We start from the raw sequence: 16,838 nt of genomic DNA on the forward strand, positions 1-16,838 counted from the left end.
TTCACATTATCGGCATATGGAAATTTCGCCATGCTCGTTCGAGCTCAAATGGAATCAATCCGGCAAGAAAAATAGTATCGGCTTGTGCCGCCGGCATGGGTCGGTGCGGATTTCGTGAACAAGATCATGTTTTCACTGCATACGTTTGGTGGTTTGAAGCTTCTGGATGGCGATGGCCGAAAGGTCGCGTTTCCCGAGAAGGGGCTGTTGATACTTGCCTATCTCATGACGGAGCCGACATCACGCGCGCCGCGCAGCGCGATCGCCCAGCTTCTGTGGGGGCTGGATGACAATGGCGGCGCGCAAGTCAATCTGCGCAAGCTGGTTTCAAGGATAAGGACTCGTCAGGGAGAGCTGGGTAGCACATTTCTTCGTTTCAACGAGAGCACGGTCGAGCTTGAGCCGCATCTGCTGGCCTCCGATATCTCTGCTCTCGACGCGACTGCTGACGGCCAGGTTTTCGCAAGGCTGCAGTTGCTAACGAAGACGCTCCCGGCGGAGTTCCTGCCTGATGTCGATTGCGAGAGCGCGGTTTTCTTTGGATGGCGTGCAAGGCAGAAGCGTCACCATATCCGGATGCTGAGGGAGACGATCAAGGCTGCTGCCGAGGCGACCACAGCGGACGATGCCGGTCTGGTGAGGGCGGCGGCCTTCCTATTTCTGAGCCTCGACCCGCAGGACCGGGATATCCATCCAGTTTTGCTGCAGATATTCGATGCTTTCGGGGAGGCAGAGCATTTTCGGCAGCTCTCCGGGCGGCGCAATGCGCTTTTGGCCGCATGGTGGGCGCGCAAGTCTGGATCGCCGCATCTCCGTGACGAGAAGGGCATCTCGCTGCTGGCAGATTTGGCGGCCGTACCTCAAGAGATCCGGATGCCATTCCTGGTCCTGTCTCCACCTGACGGGCCGGCCTGTGGATATGACGCATCATCCCTTGTCGAGGATGTCACCATTGGTTTCTGTGCGCTGAACAGCCTTGAGGCGAATGAGGGCGGCAGGGCGATCCAGATCGGTTGGCGCAACGCAGCTCCAGCCGGGACCTTGGATCGGCAGGAGCGGTCATATGCGCTGGAGATGCGGTTCAGTGGCCACGATAACGAGACCCTGTTGTTCTCGCAGCTTGTCGACGCAGCGAGCGATGAGATCGTCTGGGCGGACCGGCTAAAGATTGCACCATGCGCTCATGGACAGCAGCGGCAGGAGATTTCCCGTCACCTCGTCCTGTCGCTGGCCGGGCAGATCGAGCGATGCGAGATGACAAGATCCCATTTCGAGGGAAATCCGGCTGGTCATCAACGCTATCTCGCTGGCCGCCGCTATCTGGACCGTCTCTCCGTATCGAACCTGCAGAAAGCGCGGACAGAGCTGAAGGCTGCGCTGCAGAGTGGCGGGCCCTTCGCTCCCGCCTTGGGCTCCATTGCCCGTACCTATTCGAAGCAATGGTTGTTGACCGCGGGAGACGATGCGGCTCTTTTGCAGGAGGCGGAAGCCTATGCCCTGCAGGCTATTGCCGCGCGGCGTGACATCGCGGACGGCTACCGCGAGCTTGGTGTCGCAAAAAGCTTCCAGGGCGCAAACGACGAGAGCATCGAGGCTCTGGAGCTTGCCGATGCCCTCAATCCGAACCATGCCGGTATTATCGCCGATCACGCCGAAGCCCTGGTCTATGCATCCAAGCCTGATCTGGGTCTGCAGAAGATCGAACATGCGCTCGCGCTCAATCCGCTTAGTCCCGACTCCTATTTGTGGATTGCTTCGGCGGCCAGCTACATGCTCGGCTCTTTTGACGCTGCCCTTGGCTATATCGCTCGGATGGCGGATACCAGCTTGGCAGACAGGATTTCTGCTGCCAGCTGGGCGATGCTTGGCGACGAGGAGAGGGCAGGGTTCTTTGTTCGACGCGTGCATCAGGCCAATCCCGGCTTCGACGTCGACAAGTGGCTTTCCGTCATACCGTTCAAGGAGCAATGGCAGCACGAGATTTATCGAGACGGGCTGCGCCGGGCCGGCTTCTGGAAGAGCGCCCCCAATTCGGGCGAAGCATAGTCGGCACTCTCATCATCACAGCAGGTTTTGACGGGATCAAAACAGGCGTTTTCCAATCGACATCCGTTCGGGCTAGTCTTTACCACAATCGCATCCTAACCTCGGCTATATCGCTCTGGACCGGGAACAACCGGTGCGGTATCGATCTATCGTTTTGTCCTTTCTAAGTTGATGAATTTGCCGGGGAAGATCGTTGCGTTTCGAAGCCTTAAACCGCCTCTGGGAAAGTGTTCGGGAGACCAGCCATGATTTCCGGGCCTCGACGGATGTCTTTCCCGTCATCGATATCGAGAAGCTCGGATCGACACTCGATCTGAAGGAGAAAGGTGCGGCAGCGGGAAGGCTGAACCGGCCGGCCACGGGCGCCCAATCATTCGACGAGACGGAACAGCGTATCGTCGCCTGGGTCGAGGCGGAGAAGAAGAGTTCCTATCAGGTCCTCGAAGATCAATTCCAAACCTTCGACAGTCGCCTGCGCAACCTCGATTTCGAAGGCCAGTTCGGGCTGATCCGTCAGGCGAACGCCTCCAGCCTGTCGGATTTTCGTGCCGAGGTGGCAAGCGGCGTCGACGAACTGCATGGCCTTCGGCGCAATCTGAAGACCGCCGAAGATGAAATGGTGGATTTCAAGGCCCGGCACAGATTGCAGCGCGCCGCGAAAGTCTCGAGCAAAGCGGCATGGGGCTTCAAGGTCTCCCTCATCGTCTTTCTCATCCTCATCGAAATGGTGATGAATGGCAGCTTCCTTGCCAAGGGGAGTGAGCAGGGTGTCGTTGGCGGTGTGACGGAGGCGGCGGCCTTCGCCTTCCTGAACATCGGCACCGCGCTGATGTTTTCCTTCTTCTGCGTCCGCTTTCTCGTACATCGCTCCTATGCGCTGAAACTGCTCGGCCTGCTTGGGCTCGTCGCCTATATCGCTGTAGCTCTCGGGATCAACATCGCGCTGGCGCATTATCGCGAGGTATCGGCCACCATTTTGAGCGGCGCCGGTGCCGAGGTGATCCAGCGCTTGAAGACAGCGCCGCTCGGACTGCAGGAGCTTAATTCCTGGATGCTCTTTGCCGTCGGCCTTATGTTCTCGCTCTTTGCCTTCATTGACGGCTGCTATCTGACCGATCCCTATCCAGGTTTCGCCGGAGTGCAGAAGCGTCTTGATGCGGCGAGGGACAATTATATCGACCGCAAACTCGATCTGATCGATGACCTGCGCGAGATTCGTGACGAGCACAACAGCCAGATAGAGGCAATCATCCGCGATCTCTCGCTTCGCCGGCAGGAGACATCAGCCATTATCGCCCATCGTGGCCGGACGGCGGGGCTATTTGCCGAACATCAGAACCATCTGGAGCGTGCAGCCAATGTGCTGCTCACCTCTTACCGCGATGCCAATAGATCGGCCCGCGCCGAGCCGGAGCCGCCCTATTTCCTGTCCGCCTACAAGATGGAGCGATTGACACCGGTGATGCGCACCGACGAGGAATTGGACGACAAGGTGCTCGGCGCTCGTGTCCAGAGCGCGCAGGGCGAGCTATCCGAGCAGATCAAGCAGATCGGCGACGAATTCGAACGGGCTATCGACAAGTATCACAAGCTCGACAATCTTTTCCCGGAGAGCATCCTTGGCGCGACGCAAGCGGCGTAGCCGGCACGGCGGTTCCGCCGGCCTCATCATCGCAACGGTTTGCCTCGCCGTCCTGTCCCTGGGGATCGTCGGCGCCTATGGCTGGCTGCGCTACAAGGCGGGCGGCAATGTCGCCGTCGACCAGGCGTCGCTTTGCCCGGTGGATGGCCCGAAGGCGGAAACGGCGATCCTGCTCGATGTCACCGATCCGATCTCGGATACGACCGCGCTCGATCTGCGCAACCAGTTCCAGAAGATCGTGGCGGACGTGCCGATCGGCGGCGCGATCGATATCTATGCGCTGACGGAGAAGGAAGGCGAGCTCATCCAGACGTTTCATGGCTGCAATCCGGGAAGCGGCGCAAATGTCGACGAATGGACCAGCAATCCGCGTTTGGCCCAAGCCCGCTGGGAAAAGGGCTTCCAGAAGCCGCTCGCCGATATCGCCGGCAAGCTGACCGAGGGAGAGTCCGGCAGGCAATCGCCGATCATGGCGGCCATTCAGAAGATCAATCTGGAGGTTTTTTCCGGTGCGGCGGGTGGCATGCCGAAGCGGCTCTACGTCGCTTCCGACATGATCGAGCATACAGCTGCCTTCTCGAATTATCGCGATGGCGCTTCCTACCAGAAGTACCAGCATAGCCCGGCAAACGACCGTTTCCGCACGTCACTGGATGGTGTCTCGGTCAGGATACTTGCCTTCCAAAGGCCGAATATCAAGTTCAGCATGGAAGATCTCGCCAACTTCTGGGCGCAATGGATCAAGAGCAACAACGGCCATTTCGACGGATTCGTGCGATTGGAGGGGATACGCTGATGGCCGGAACCGAGGCGCGATACGTCATTCGAGACTACGGCCCGATGGTTCTTTTTGCATCCGCTACCATCGGCGGCATGATCTTCATCTGGTCGTCGAAACTCCTGGGCTGGTCGCTGCCGATCGTGACGGGCGTGCCGCTGCTGCTGATGGGGATTTACTTTGTGGCTTCGCTGGCCTTCGCGGGATTTCGCCTGCACAACGAGCAGACCGGCGACAACCTCTATTACATGGGTTTTCTCTTCACCCTGTCGAGCCTGGGCGTTTCGCTTTATCTCTTTGCCGGCGAAACATCGATCGAGACCATCGTCCGCAATTTCGGTATCGCCGTCACCTCGACCATCGCCGGCGTGACGCTGCGCATCCTCTTCAATCAGATGCGGCGCGACCCGATCGATATCGAGCGCAGTGTACGCCATGAGCTTGCGGAGATGACGCGGCGGGTGCGCACCGAGCTTGATTCCTCGTCACGCGAGTTCTCGCACTATCGACGGGTCAGCAATCAGATGTTGTCGGAGGGGTTCGAAGAGATCGCGCACCAGGCCGAGCGCAATGGCGAGGAGATCAACAAGATCCTGGAGACGCTGGCAAAACAAGCGGTGACCCCGATCAACGACGCAGCGGCGCAACTGACGGCGACGACGTCGCAGCTATCGGAGATCATCGGCAAGTTCGGCACCGCCGTCGAAAGCGTCGGCCGGAAGCTGGAAGAGATCCGTTCGCCTGAGGACGTCGTCCGCTCCGAGCTGGCCCCGGCGATCGTCGCCATTAAGGAGATGTCGGAGGCGCAATTGCAGCCGCTGCGCAACATCGAAGAGGCGCTCGGCCGCATGGCGGAAGCCATGGGGCAAACGCCGTTGCCGAAGCGGAAAGCCGAAGGGGATAACGCAGCGGATGATGAAGCGGTGCCGCGAAAACGCTGGTGGCATCTATGGTAACGGGGACGCCGGACGGCGCGCCAAGACTGGAGCATAAAGGCTATAATCGTGGCCTTATTCTCGGTCTGACGATGGCCGAATCCATGCTGCTCCTCGTCTTCTGCCTGCTGCTGGTCGCTGCGGCCATGATTTCGGCGGAGAGAAATCGCCGCTATGAAATCGAGCGCAAACTCGAGAAAGCCGAACAGCAGGTCACCTCGCTTGAGAAGAGGCGGGCAGAGCAGACGGCCGAGATCGTGCTGCTGCAGTCCAAGGTCGTTTCCGGCGATCTCTCTGCCGCCGATAAGGCCGTGGTGGGCAAGCAATGGCGGGAGCTGGTGCTGGCGAAGGAGACGCTCGACAGCATAGTGGACGAAGGCGCGACGCCGGCCGATCTGCAGTCGCTTTCGAAGGTTGCCGCGGTGCTGAAAGAGCATAACATCGCGCTGGCGGCCGCGCCTGACGAGGTCAACAAGCTGCTGGCTGGCAACGGCGGCGGCGGCGGTGCGCATGACTGGCCGCCGATCATCAATCTCGACGATGCCAAGAAGAACTATTTCCAGTCGGGCAGTGCCGAGCTCACCGGCACCTTCGCTCAGTTACTGACCACGACGATCACAGACGAGATCGCCAGCAATCTGAGCCTCTACGGTGCCAATATCGTCGAAGTGATCGGCCATACGGATGAGCAGCCGGTGGCGCGAGAGAAGTCCAACCTCGACGATACGATTATCAATGCGATGGATGGCAAGCTGCCGGTATCGTCCCTGCAGCCCGCCGACAATGCCGGTCTTGGGCTTGCCCGCGCCATCGCTGTTGCCAACGTGCTCAAGGCCAATCCCAAGCTGAAGGATGCCACCATCCTGCCGATGTCGGCCGCGCAATTGATCCTGCCCGGAGATACGGTGACATCGGGCCAGCGCGGCGCCGTGGAGTCACGCCGCCGCATCGAGATCCGCGTGCGCGGCAGAACCGCGCCGGTTGCCGTCATCAATGCCGGAACCACATTGCCCGCCGACGTGCACTGACGGCGGCGGACAAGAGCGTCAGCCATGCAGGCCTGGCGCCTCGTGGCCGGTACGTGCCACATATTCGGTATAGCCGCCGGCATATTGATGGATGCCTTCGGGCGTCAGCTCCAGAACGCGATTGGAGAGTGCCGCAAGGAAATGCCGGTCGTGCGAGACGAACAGCATGGTGCCCTCATATTGCGACAGAGCCTTGATGAGCATTTCCTTCGTGTCGAGATCGAGATGGTTCGTCGGCTCGTCGAGCACGAGGAGGTTCGGCGGGTTGAAGAGCATGATCGCCATGACCAGCCGCGCCTTTTCGCCACCGGACAGTACCCGGCATCTCTTCTCGACATCATCGCCGGAAAAGCCGAAGCAACCGGCAAGAGCCCGCAGCGAGCCTTGCCCCGCCTGCGGAAAATCATGTTCGAGTTGCTGAAACACGGTGCGCTCGCCGTCGAGAAGATCCATGGCGTGCTGGGCGAAATAACCCATCTTGACGCTGGCACCCAAGGCTACGCTGCCTTCGTCCGGCTGCGCCGAGCCTGCCACCAGCTTCAGCAAGGTGGACTTGCCGGCGCCGTTGATGCCCATGATGCACCAGCGCTCGCGGCGACGCACCACGAAATCAAGTCCTTCATAGATGATGCGGCTGCCGTATTTCTTATGGACGTTTTTCAGGTTGACCACGTCTTCACCCGAGCGTGGCGCGGGCTGGAATTCGAAGGCGACCGTCTGACGACGCTTCGGCGGCTCGACTCGATCAATCTTTTCCAGCTTCTTCACGCGGCTCTGCACCTGCGATGCATGCGAGGCGCGCGCCTTGAAGCGCTCGATGAACTTGATTTCCTTGGCGAGCATGGCCTGCTGGCGTTCGAACTGTGCCTGCTGCTGCTTCTCGTTCTGGGCGCGCTGCTGCTCGTAGAACTCGTAGTCGCCCGAATAGCTGGTCAGGTTGCCGCCGTCGATCTCGATGATCTTGGTGACGATGCGGTTCATGAACTCGCGGTCGTGCGAGGTCATCAACAATGCGCCTTCATAGCCCTTCAGGAAGGACTCCAGCCAGATCAGGCTTTCGAGGTCCAGATGGTTGCTTGGCTCGTCGAGCAGCATGACATCGGGGCGCATGAGCAGGATGCGGGCGAGCGCCACGCGCATCTTCCAGCCGCCAGATAGCGCGCCGACATCGCCGTCCATCATTTCCTGGCTGAAGCTCAGACCGTCCAGAACCTCGCGGGCGCGTCCCTCGAGAGCATAGCCGTCCAGTTCCTCGTATCGCGCCTGCACCTCGCCGTAACGCTCGATGATCTCATCCATCTTGTCGACCTGGTCCGGATCGACCATGGCTGCTTCCAGCTCGCGCAATTCGGCAGCGACGATGCTGACGGGGCCGGCGCCTTCCATCACTTCGGCAACGGCACTGCGCCCGGCCATTTCACCGACATCCTGGTTGAAGTAGCCGATGGTCACGCCTTTATCGGCTGAGACCTGGCCCTCGTCGGGCTGCTCCTGTCCGGTGATCATCCGAAAAAGGGTGGTCTTGCCGGCACCATTGGGGCCGACGAGCCCGACACTCTCGCCCCTGTTAAGTGCGGCGGATGCCTCGATGAAGAGGATGCGATGGCTGTTCTGCTTGCTGATGTTTTCGATACGGATCATGTCTATGCGCGGCCCACAAATAAGTTTTCGGGGGCCTTATGCCACGGGTTGTCAGTTCTGTCGCAGGTTTTTGATGATATGATCGGGAGCCAGGGACGCCGTGGCTAGATAAATGAATCCCTATCCATGCCGGTCGGCCGGAGTTTCCGGCATCTCAATCGTAGAATCACGCAACGGCGACATCAATCATCGTATTTTTACAGACTATACGTTCCCAAAACGGGCGATAGAAAGCTTTGACCGGTAATTCTGTCACAATAACCGAATTTCCGAAAAATATTATCGGTATGCCCGAATACGTACAAGCCAGACGGTTTCTGGCTGGCATCAAGTGAATATTGCCTTCTAGCTTGCGGGCGTGGTCGACGCTTGGCCGATTTGATTACATGGGCTCTCTCTTGGAAAATGCGGGTTCCAAGACGAGAGATTTCACCGGGTAATTGAAAGTCGCCTTGAACAGACATCGGAGCTTTTGGCAATCGGAGCGCACACCCGACGGGTTTCGCTCATTCTTTAACTCGATGATAATAGGGGGCGAAAAATGCAGATGGCTGCGGTGTCAGGTGATGTCGATGTCCTGGATGTAACTCTGAGAAAAGCTTGGAGTGAAGTTCATGGATGGGTTGGCGACAGAATTCCGCATATCCTGAAATTTGTTCGTGAATTGCATACTGCCGACAATGTCACCGGCGATATCCTGGAGATCGGCGTTCATCATGGCAAGCTGTTCTTCCTGCTTGCGGCAGCATCGAGAGACGATGAACACTGTGTGGCTGTCGATCTTTTTGAGGATCAGCAGAAGAATTTGGATCACAGCGGGAAGGGATCGCTGAGCATATTCAGCCAGCACCTGGAGAAGCTTTTTCCAGAATATGCATCGAGGGTCACCGCCATTTCCGCTGACAGCATGTCTTTGACGCCGGTCACGGCGCGGGACAAGCTTGGTGTGACGGGAGTGCGGTTGATGTCGGTCGACGGAGGGCACACGATCGCTCACGTCGTCAACGATATGCACATTGCTCAAGAACTCCTTGTTCCGGGAGGCGTCGTGCTTCTCGATGACTTTATGGGCGTGCATTGGCCGACGGTGACGGAAGGATTCTACAGATACATGCAGGTTGCCAACCGGCGGCTTGCTCCCTTCCTGATTTTCCAGAACAAGCTATTCCTGACGACCTTTTCGGAACAGCCTGCTACCTTGACAAAATTGCGTAGCTATCTGGATCGAACTCTGCCCACCGAGATCCATTCCGGACGCTGGCGCTACACTACGGTCGGCGAGCACACCGTCCTTTCATTCGCATAGTTTACTGGACCGCCGGCGTTAAAGCCGGAGCGAATACCCGCGCTCAAGAGCACTTCAAATCAAAAGGCCCCGCAACTTTCGTCCGGGGCCTTTCCAAGTGATCAGTCAAATTCCAGCGCTCAGCTGCAGCCGCTCGTTGCGCCGCAAGTGTCGCACTTTTCGCAGGTGCCATTGCGAACCATCGTGAAGTTCTGGCATTCCGTGCACATGTTGCCGGTGTAGCCTTGCATGATGGAGCGGGCGCGGCGTTCGGATTCCAGCTTCTTGGCATCCGTCTTGGCGGATGCGGCGTCACTGGCGGCCTTGTCGGTGAAGAGGCCGGTGGAGGATTCGGCGGTTTCGCTCACCAGTTCCTCTGCGATCTCTTCGGCCAGTTCCTTCGCGCGCTCTTCATAATCGCGCTTGAAGGCGACGACTTCGGAGGTGGAGATGGCACTGGTCGGTTCCAGCTTGCGCACCGTGTTACCGGCAAAGGCCGTCACGCTTGCGAGCGAAGCGGCGCGTGCCGGAGCGGCTGTGGCTGCCCCCTTGACCTGCTCGCCGCTGGTGGGAACCAGCGTCGGCTTGTAGCCGCGGGTCAGGCCCTTCGAGACGACGTCGGCCTTGCCTTCGGAAACACCACGGCCAAGTGCCGTGTTGTTGAAGTCGGAGGTGTCGACATGAGCGAGGTCGTGGCGGCCGAGATAGGAGATCGCCAGTTCACGGAACACGTAGTCGAGGATCGATGTCGCGTTCTTGATGGCGTCGTTGCCGGTGACGATTCCTGCCGGCTCGAACTTGGTGAAGGTGAAGGCGTCGACATATTCCTCGAGCGGCACGCCATACTGCAGGCCGAGCGAGACCGAGATCGCGAAGTTGTTGATGAAGGCGCGCAGTGCCGAGCCTTCCTTGTTCATGTCAAGGAAGATTTCGCCGAGGCGGCCGTCGTCATATTCGCCGGTGCGCAGGAAGATCGTGTGTCCGCCGATCTTTGCCTTCTGGGTATAGCCCTTGCGGCGGCCCGGCAGCTTCTCCTGCGTGCGGATGACCTTTTCGATCACGCGCTCGACGATCTTCTCGGTGATGGTGACAGCCTGTGCGGCAGCCGGAGCCTGCAGGAATTCTTCCAGCGCATCTTCGTCATTGTCGTCTTCGATCAGCGACGAGTTGAGCGGCTGGCTGAGCTTGGAGCCGTCGCGATAGAGCGCGTTGGCCTTGAGGCCGAGCTTCCAGGAGAGCATGTAGGCGTTCTTGCAATCTTCGACGGTTGCTTCGTTCGCCATGTTGATCGTCTTGGAGATCGCGCCGGAGATGAACGGCTGGGCAGCCGCCATCATGCGGATGTGGCTTTCAACCGAGAGATAACGCTTGCCGATCTTGCCGCAGGGATTGGCGCAATCGAAGACGGCGAGGTGCTCGTTCTTCAGGAACGGAGCGCCTTCCAGCGTCATCGCGCCGCAAACGTGGATGTTGGCGGCCTCGATGTCCTTCTTGGAGAAGCCGAGGTGATCAAGCAGGTTGAAGCCGATATCGGCCATCTGTTCGTCGGAAACCTTCAGCGTTCCCTTCAGGAAGTCGGCACCAAGCGTCCACTGGTTGAAGACGAACTTGATGTCGAAGGCGCTCTTCAGCGCAGCATTGACCGCTTCGACCTTCTCGTCCGTGAAGCCCTTGGCCTTCAGCGTCGAGGGGTTGATGGCCGGAGCCTGGTTCAGATTGCCATGGCCGACGGCATAGGCCTCGATTTCGGCGATCTGGCTTTCGGAATAGCCGAGTGCACGCAGCGCTTCCGGAACGGCGCGGTTGATGATCTTAAAGTAGCCGCCACCGGCGAGCTTCTTGAACTTCACGAGAGCGAAGTCGGGCTCGATACCGGTCGTGTCGCAATCCATGACGAGGCCGATCGTGCCGGTCGGCGCGATAACGGTGGCCTGGGCGTTGCGGTAGCCGTGCTTTTCACCGAGGTCCAGGGCCTTGTCCCAGGCAGCCTTGGCATGGGCGACGAGATCCTGATCCGGATTTTCGGAATGGATCAGCGCCACCGGATTGACCGACAGGCCTTCATAGCCCGTGGTCTCGCCATAAGCGGCGCGGCGATGGTTGCGGATGACGCGCAGCATATTCTCGCGGTTCGGCTGGAACATCGGGAACGTCCCGAGCTCGGAGGCCATTTCCGCCGAGGTTGCGTAGGAGATGCCGGTCATGATGGCGGTCAGCGAGCCGGCGATGGCGCGGGCTTCATCGCTGTCATAGGGAATGCCCGAGGACATCAGCAGGCCACCGATATTGGCGTAGCCGAGGCCAAGCGTGCGGTATTCGTAAGAGAGTTCGGCAATGCGGCGCGACGGGAACTGCGCCATCATCACGGAGACTTCGAGAACGACGGTCCAGAGGCGGACGGCATGTTCGTAATCGGCGATGTTGATCCGCTTCGTCGCCGCGTCCTTGAAGGTCATCAGGTTCAGCGAAGCGAGGTTGCAGGCCGTGTCGTCGAGGAACATGTATTCCGAGCACGGATTGGATGCGCGGATCGGGCCGGCCGCCGGGCTGGTGTGCCAGTCGTTCATCGTCGTGTTGAAATGCAGGCCCGGATCGGCCGATGCCCAGGCGGCGTAGGAAATGGATTCCCAGAGGTCGCGTGCCTTCAGGGTCTTGATGACCTTGCCATCCTTGCGGGCGGTCAGGTTCCAGTCGCCATCGTTCTCGACGGCGCGCAGGAAGTCATCCTTGATGGAGACCGAATTGTTGGAATTCTGGCCCGATACGGTGAGATAGGCTTCCGAATCCCAGTCGGTGTCGTAGGTCTTGAATTCCAGATCCTTGTAGCCCTGGCGAGCAAACTGGATGACGCGCTGAACGTAGTTTTCAGGAACCTGGTCCTTCTTTGCCGCGCGGATCTCGCGCTTCAGGGCAGGGTTCTTGGCCGGGTCGAAGCAATCGTCATTGTCACCTTCGCAATTGACGGTGGCTTTCATGATCGCCTTCAGGTGCTTGGCGACGATCTTCGAACCGGTAACGAGGGCAGCAACCTTCTGCTCTTCCTTGACCTTCCAGTTGATGTAATCCTCGATATCCGGATGATCGATGTCGACGACGACCATCTTGGCGGCGCGGCGCGTCGTGCCGCCCGACTTGATGGCGCCGGCAGCGCGGTCGCCGATCTTGAGGAAGCTCATCAGGCCGGACGAACGGCCGCCGCCGGAGAGCTTTTCGCCTTCGCCGCGTAGCAGCGAGAAATTGGAGCCGGTGCCGGAGCCATACTTGAACAGACGGGCTTCGCGAACCCAGAGATCCATGATGCCGCCCTCGTTGACGAGGTCGTCTTCGACGGACTGGATGAAGCAGGCATGCGGCTGCGGATGCTCGTAGGCCGACTTGGACTTGGTGAGCTTGCCGGTGAAGGGGTCGACGTAATAGTGGCCCTGACCGGGGCCATCGATGCCGTAGGCCCAGTGCATGCCGGTGTTGAACCACTGCGGCGAATTCGGAGCGACGCGCTGGGTGGCGAGCATATAGGCAAGTTCGTCACGGAAGGCGGAGGCGTCTTCTTCCGACGAGAAATAGCCGCCTTTCCAGCCCCAGTAGGTCCAGGTGCCGGCCAGGCGATCGAAGACCTGTCGCGCGTCGATTTCGGAGCCGGTCTGCTGCTCCTTGGGAAGATCCTTCAGCGCCGCATCGTCAGGCACGGAGCGCCAGAGGAAGGAAGGAACGTCATTTTCCTCAACCTTCTTGAGCTTGGCGGGAACGCCGGCCTTGCGGAAATATTTCTGTGCCAGGATATCGGCGGCGACCTGCGAGAACTGCGCGGGCACGTCAATGTTTTCGAGGCGGAAGACGATCGACCCATCGGGGTTCTTGATCTCGCTGGTCGCCTTGCGGAATTCGATATCCGCGTAAGCTGACTGGCCGGCCTTCGTAAAGCGACGTTCGATGCGCATGGTCCCAATCCTCATTCGTTGGCGCGCCCGTGAGGGGAAAGGGCGCAAAAATCCCTATCCGGCCTCGCGATTTCAACGCGCAGCCAGTCTTCAATCCGCTTTCTGACAGGAGGTGTCACCCGGAGATGGCTTCCTGTATCTTGTGGTGATGGTGGCTGCAAACACTAAATATAGTATTAACAGCTTATTGCCGCCAGTCCCCGCATGTGTTTTTTCGGCAGCATCGGCATCGGCACAAAAAGCCCCATGGCGGCCACTACCAAGAGTGTATCGCCCTGAATCCAAATCCGATTTCGAATTGAGAACCAGCCCTCATAAAATCGCCTGGTCCAGTCGCCGCCGCAACGTCGTCCATTAACTTTGAAAGACATGAGTCCGTCAAGGGGTGGTTTGAGATGGATTGTTAACCACAATATCTTGTGGGCTCATCTGTGGAAATTGGGGAAACGTCAGGAGGGTAGAAGATTCAAGAACTTGAGGGGGGATGCTCGTGCTTGCTGCGATGATGAATAGGGCGAATGTCATCACTGCCGGAGTCAAAAGCGACAAAATTGTGACCGTGACCCTCAAGCCATTGGCAGCGAGGCAAAAGCATGCCGTGGCGTATTATGATTCGTTCGGAACGCCTTGAATCTCACACGTTCTCGTCAGATGGCATCCACTAAATATAGTGGGCGCCGCAGCGCCCACCTCTATTATGACTGTCCTGGCTCGCTTTGACGCCTTGCGCCGAATCAATGCTGATTCGCGCAACGGCCATTCAGCTTCAGCCGCGATGACCCTTGGCAATCGGCTCTTGATAGGTGAAGCCCATGTCCCATGGAAAGTAGATCCAGGTGTCCTGGCTGACCTCGGTGATGAAGGTATCGATTGTTGGAACGCCGGTCGGCTTGGCGTAGACACAGGCGAAATGCGCCTTCGGCAGGAGGGCGCGGACTTCGAGGGCCGTCTTACCGGTATCCGTCAGATCGTCGACGACGAGAACGCCTTCGCCGCCATTGACGGAAAGTTCGGGTGCGATGCCCTTGAGCAGGTTCATTTCACCCTGGCTGGAATAATCGTGATAGGAGGCGACGCAGACCGTCTCAATCAGGCGGATGTTGAGCTCTCGCGAGATGATGGCGGCAGGCACGAGGCCACCACGGGTGATACAGACAATCGCCTTGAATTCGCGGTTAAGGCCTGCAAGCCGCCAGGCAAGCGCGCGGGCATCGCGATGGAACTGATCCCAGGATACGGGAAAGGCTTTATCGGGCAGGGACATGGCAACAGGCTCCGGGGCATGGAATAACGACGCACCGGCGCGCCGGCGACCCTGAGCAGACCCCGCGGCGGGCGCGGACCATGAACCAAATCCGGAACGCGGTTCGCTGCTATCTGCTTGAACAGGATCTCATCCGGGAAAGAGCTAGGTGTCTTTCGGGATCATGTTCCATCGACCGCGCGAACGGTTCCCTGGCGGGAATTCTGTCATCGGTCGCTGCTTTCTGCTGGATTTACCGTCAAAAGGCAATAGCGGCAAAGCAACGGACTAGTGCACATCCCCGCCGGAAACCTTCGCTTCCGGCATTCTCGCCGATTACCGGGCGAGAAGCGTCATCGCCGTCATGGATTGCAGCAATGTGCGCGTCGTGCCGCCGAAGATCATCTGCCAGAGCCAGGAATGGGTATAGGCGCCCATGACGAGCAGATCGATGCTGTTGTCGGCAAGGCGATTTTCGATGACCTGCGAGGGCGTTGACTTGCCGGAGCAGGCGGCTGTTTCGAACTTGGCCCGAACGCCGTGGCGCGTAAGAGCCGCCGCAATCTGAACGCCGCTTTCCTTGGAGGGATGGGTTTCCTTTTCCGAGGTGCTGACTGAGAGAATTTCCACGGAATCGGCAGCTTTCAGGAAGGGCAGGGCATCGAAGGTGGCGCGCGCCACTTCCTTGGAGCCATTCCATGCGATCAGCACGCGACGAACGGGCTTCGGTTCCTTCAGGATATAGGGGATCAGCAGGACCGGGCGGCCGCTATCGAACAGGAAGGTTTCGACATCGACCTGGGTGTCGGCATATTTGGACGGGTCGGGCTGCACGGCAACCAGCAGGTCGGCGCTGCGGGCGCTTTCGATCAGCGGCTCGGTGCCGTAGCCGACGGTGCTGGTGAAGCTGTGCCAGTCATAATCGAGGCCCGCACCTTCCATTTTCGTGCGGAACAGACGCTCGACTTCGATCGCCTGGTTATGGGCGACATCCTGAAGCGCCTGAACGGCGACAGGGTCCGGGATTTCCATCGGCGCCACCAGCGGCACTGTGGAGACGACTTCCGCATGCAGGCCGACAATGTGGGCGCCATGCTCCTTGGCAAAGGCCGCCGCAAAATCGGCGGCGACGCGCGTGTTGTCGGGATTGTCGAGGACGGTCACTATGGTTTTATAGGACATGACGTGATCTCCCATGCGGAAGGGTTGGATCGTTTCATTATATCAGCATTCCGCTTCAGAATAATGCGCCGAGATCGTTCCGGTTCCACAACAAAATGCACGCCGCCGTTGAAGGTTACGCTTCAGCGGACTGATTTTCCTTGGCTTTCGACTGCCGGATCGTTTCGATCATCGCTCGCACTTCGCCAGCGACGCTTTCAACAAGCTCGGCGGAGCGGCCTCTTACGACGATTTCTGTCGAGAAGAATTGGCCGACATAGCGCGGATATGAGCCGATGCTGGTATCCGGATGTGCCTTTTGGATGAGGCCGAGCGGCGTACCGATTTCGCCTTCACCATAAGGGCAGGAAATCGCCGTCGACAGCATGCGCACGCCGGTTCGAAGCGTCGGGATGACATTGTCGAGCATCGCCTGGAAAACCTGCGGCACGCCGGCCATCACATAGACGTTGCCGATGTTGAAGCCGGGAGCGGTCGAGACTGGATTGGGGATATGCTTCGATCCCACGGGCATGCGCGCCATGCGCTGGCGGGCTTCGGTGAATTCCATATCGCGTCTTGCATACATTTCACCCATCAGCCGCATGGCTTCGGCATCATGTTCGCAAGCCACGCCGAACGCCTTGGCGATGGCATCGGCGGTAATGTCGTCATGCGTCGGGCCGATGCCGCCGGAGGTAAAGATATAGTCGTACTGACTGCGCAGCGCGTTCAGCGCCGAGACGATGGCATCCTCATCGTCGGCGACGATCCGGACTTCCTTCAGATCGATTCCGGCGAGCAGCAGCACATCGGCGAGATGGCCGATATTCTTGTCCTTGGTGCGGCCGGAGAGCAGTTCGTCGCCGATAGCCAGCATGGCGGCGGTGACAATGGTATCGTTGGTCATGAAAACATCCGTGGAGTTGCGCAGCGGCGCGTTCGCAAAAGCTTTGAAATAGGTAACGCCGTTTTCTGCGAATGCAAACCATGGTTTTTGCGTCGCCATCGGTCACTGCAGAGCGCCACAAATGAATTTTCGTCTACAGGGGATGAACAGTGCGTTCTGGGCATGGGGGCTGCGCTGCTATCGCATCGCTGCTAGAACTTCCCTCGACACTCAACGCGTCCAAAAAACAGG

At 59.0% G+C, this 16,838-nt stretch carries 11 protein-coding genes; 6 read left to right on the plus strand and 5 right to left on the minus strand.

All coding sequences use genetic code 11. From position 1 onward, the window contains the following. Nucleotides 1-126 precede the first annotated feature (126 nt). The 5 genes from ACQZ6F_RS16400 (at nucleotide 127) to ACQZ6F_RS16420 (ending at nucleotide 6,429) form a co-directional block, all read left to right on the plus strand. On the plus strand, nucleotides 127-2,046 hold the full coding sequence (locus ACQZ6F_RS16400; RefSeq protein ID WP_449093364.1) for a hypothetical protein: 1,920 nt from the start codon (nucleotides 127-129) through the stop codon (nucleotides 2,044-2,046). Nucleotides 2,047-2,239: 193 nt separating this feature from the next. Beyond that, the gene (locus ACQZ6F_RS16405) at nucleotides 2,240-3,688 is read left to right on the plus strand and encodes a hypothetical protein (RefSeq protein ID WP_449093363.1); all 1,449 of its coding nucleotides are present in this window, start codon (nucleotides 2,240-2,242) and stop codon (nucleotides 3,686-3,688) included. Then, nucleotides 3,666-4,484 carry a hypothetical protein gene (locus ACQZ6F_RS16410; protein ID WP_449093362.1) on the plus strand — a complete coding sequence of 273 codons (819 nt, stop codon included), beginning with the start codon at nucleotides 3,666-3,668 and terminating at the stop codon, nucleotides 4,482-4,484. The genes ACQZ6F_RS16405 and ACQZ6F_RS16410 overlap by 23 nt, the downstream gene beginning before the upstream one ends. Next, nucleotides 4,484-5,422, plus strand: coding sequence for a methyl-accepting chemotaxis domain-containing protein (locus ACQZ6F_RS16415; protein ID WP_077469733.1), 939 nt, complete (start codon nucleotides 4,484-4,486; stop codon nucleotides 5,420-5,422). Before ACQZ6F_RS16410 ends, ACQZ6F_RS16415 begins: the two co-directional genes overlap by 1 nt. Continuing rightward, entirely contained in the window at nucleotides 5,416-6,429 is a 1,014-nt protein-coding gene (locus tag ACQZ6F_RS16420) for a hypothetical protein (RefSeq protein ID WP_449093701.1), read from the plus strand. The genes ACQZ6F_RS16415 and ACQZ6F_RS16420 overlap by 7 nt, the downstream gene beginning before the upstream one ends. Before the next feature lie 18 nt (nucleotides 6,430-6,447). On the opposite strand, the gene ACQZ6F_RS16425 is transcribed toward ACQZ6F_RS16420, so the two are convergent. Further along, nucleotides 6,448-8,070: an ABC-F family ATP-binding cassette domain-containing protein gene (locus ACQZ6F_RS16425; protein WP_449093361.1), complete on the minus strand. Its 1,623-nt coding sequence runs from the start codon at nucleotides 8,068-8,070 to the stop codon at nucleotides 6,448-6,450. 541 nt (nucleotides 8,071-8,611) lie between these two features. Between ACQZ6F_RS16425 and ACQZ6F_RS16430 the strand changes: the two genes are divergently transcribed. Beyond that, on the plus strand, nucleotides 8,612-9,376 hold the full coding sequence (locus tag ACQZ6F_RS16430; RefSeq protein WP_077469736.1) for a class I SAM-dependent methyltransferase: 765 nt from the start codon (nucleotides 8,612-8,614) through the stop codon (nucleotides 9,374-9,376). Nucleotides 9,377-9,495: 119 nt separating this feature from the next. Here the strand turns inward: ACQZ6F_RS16430 and ACQZ6F_RS16435 are convergent, their stop codons facing one another. From ACQZ6F_RS16435 to ACQZ6F_RS16450, 4 genes are all read right to left on the minus strand, one after another. Next, entirely contained in the window at nucleotides 9,496-13,293 is a 3,798-nt protein-coding gene (locus ACQZ6F_RS16435) for a vitamin B12-dependent ribonucleotide reductase (protein ID WP_449093360.1), read from the minus strand. Between the two features lie 766 nt (nucleotides 13,294-14,059). Further along, complete coding sequence (gene gpt, locus ACQZ6F_RS16440) at nucleotides 14,060-14,557, minus strand: xanthine phosphoribosyltransferase (RefSeq protein WP_068386133.1); 498 nt, start codon at nucleotides 14,555-14,557, stop codon at nucleotides 14,060-14,062. Nucleotides 14,558-14,872: 315 nt separating this feature from the next. Beyond that, nucleotides 14,873-15,718, minus strand: a complete 846-nt coding sequence (locus ACQZ6F_RS16445; protein WP_449093359.1) for a universal stress protein — start codon at nucleotides 15,716-15,718, stop codon at nucleotides 14,873-14,875. A gap of 115 nt (nucleotides 15,719-15,833) precedes the next feature. Then, nucleotides 15,834-16,607 carry a competence/damage-inducible protein A gene (locus ACQZ6F_RS16450; RefSeq protein WP_077469740.1) on the minus strand — a complete coding sequence of 258 codons (774 nt, stop codon included), beginning with the start codon at nucleotides 16,605-16,607 and terminating at the stop codon, nucleotides 15,834-15,836. Nucleotides 16,608-16,838 lie beyond the last annotated feature (231 nt).

It is taken from the genome of Rhizobium sp. A22-96 (assembly GCF_053521805.1).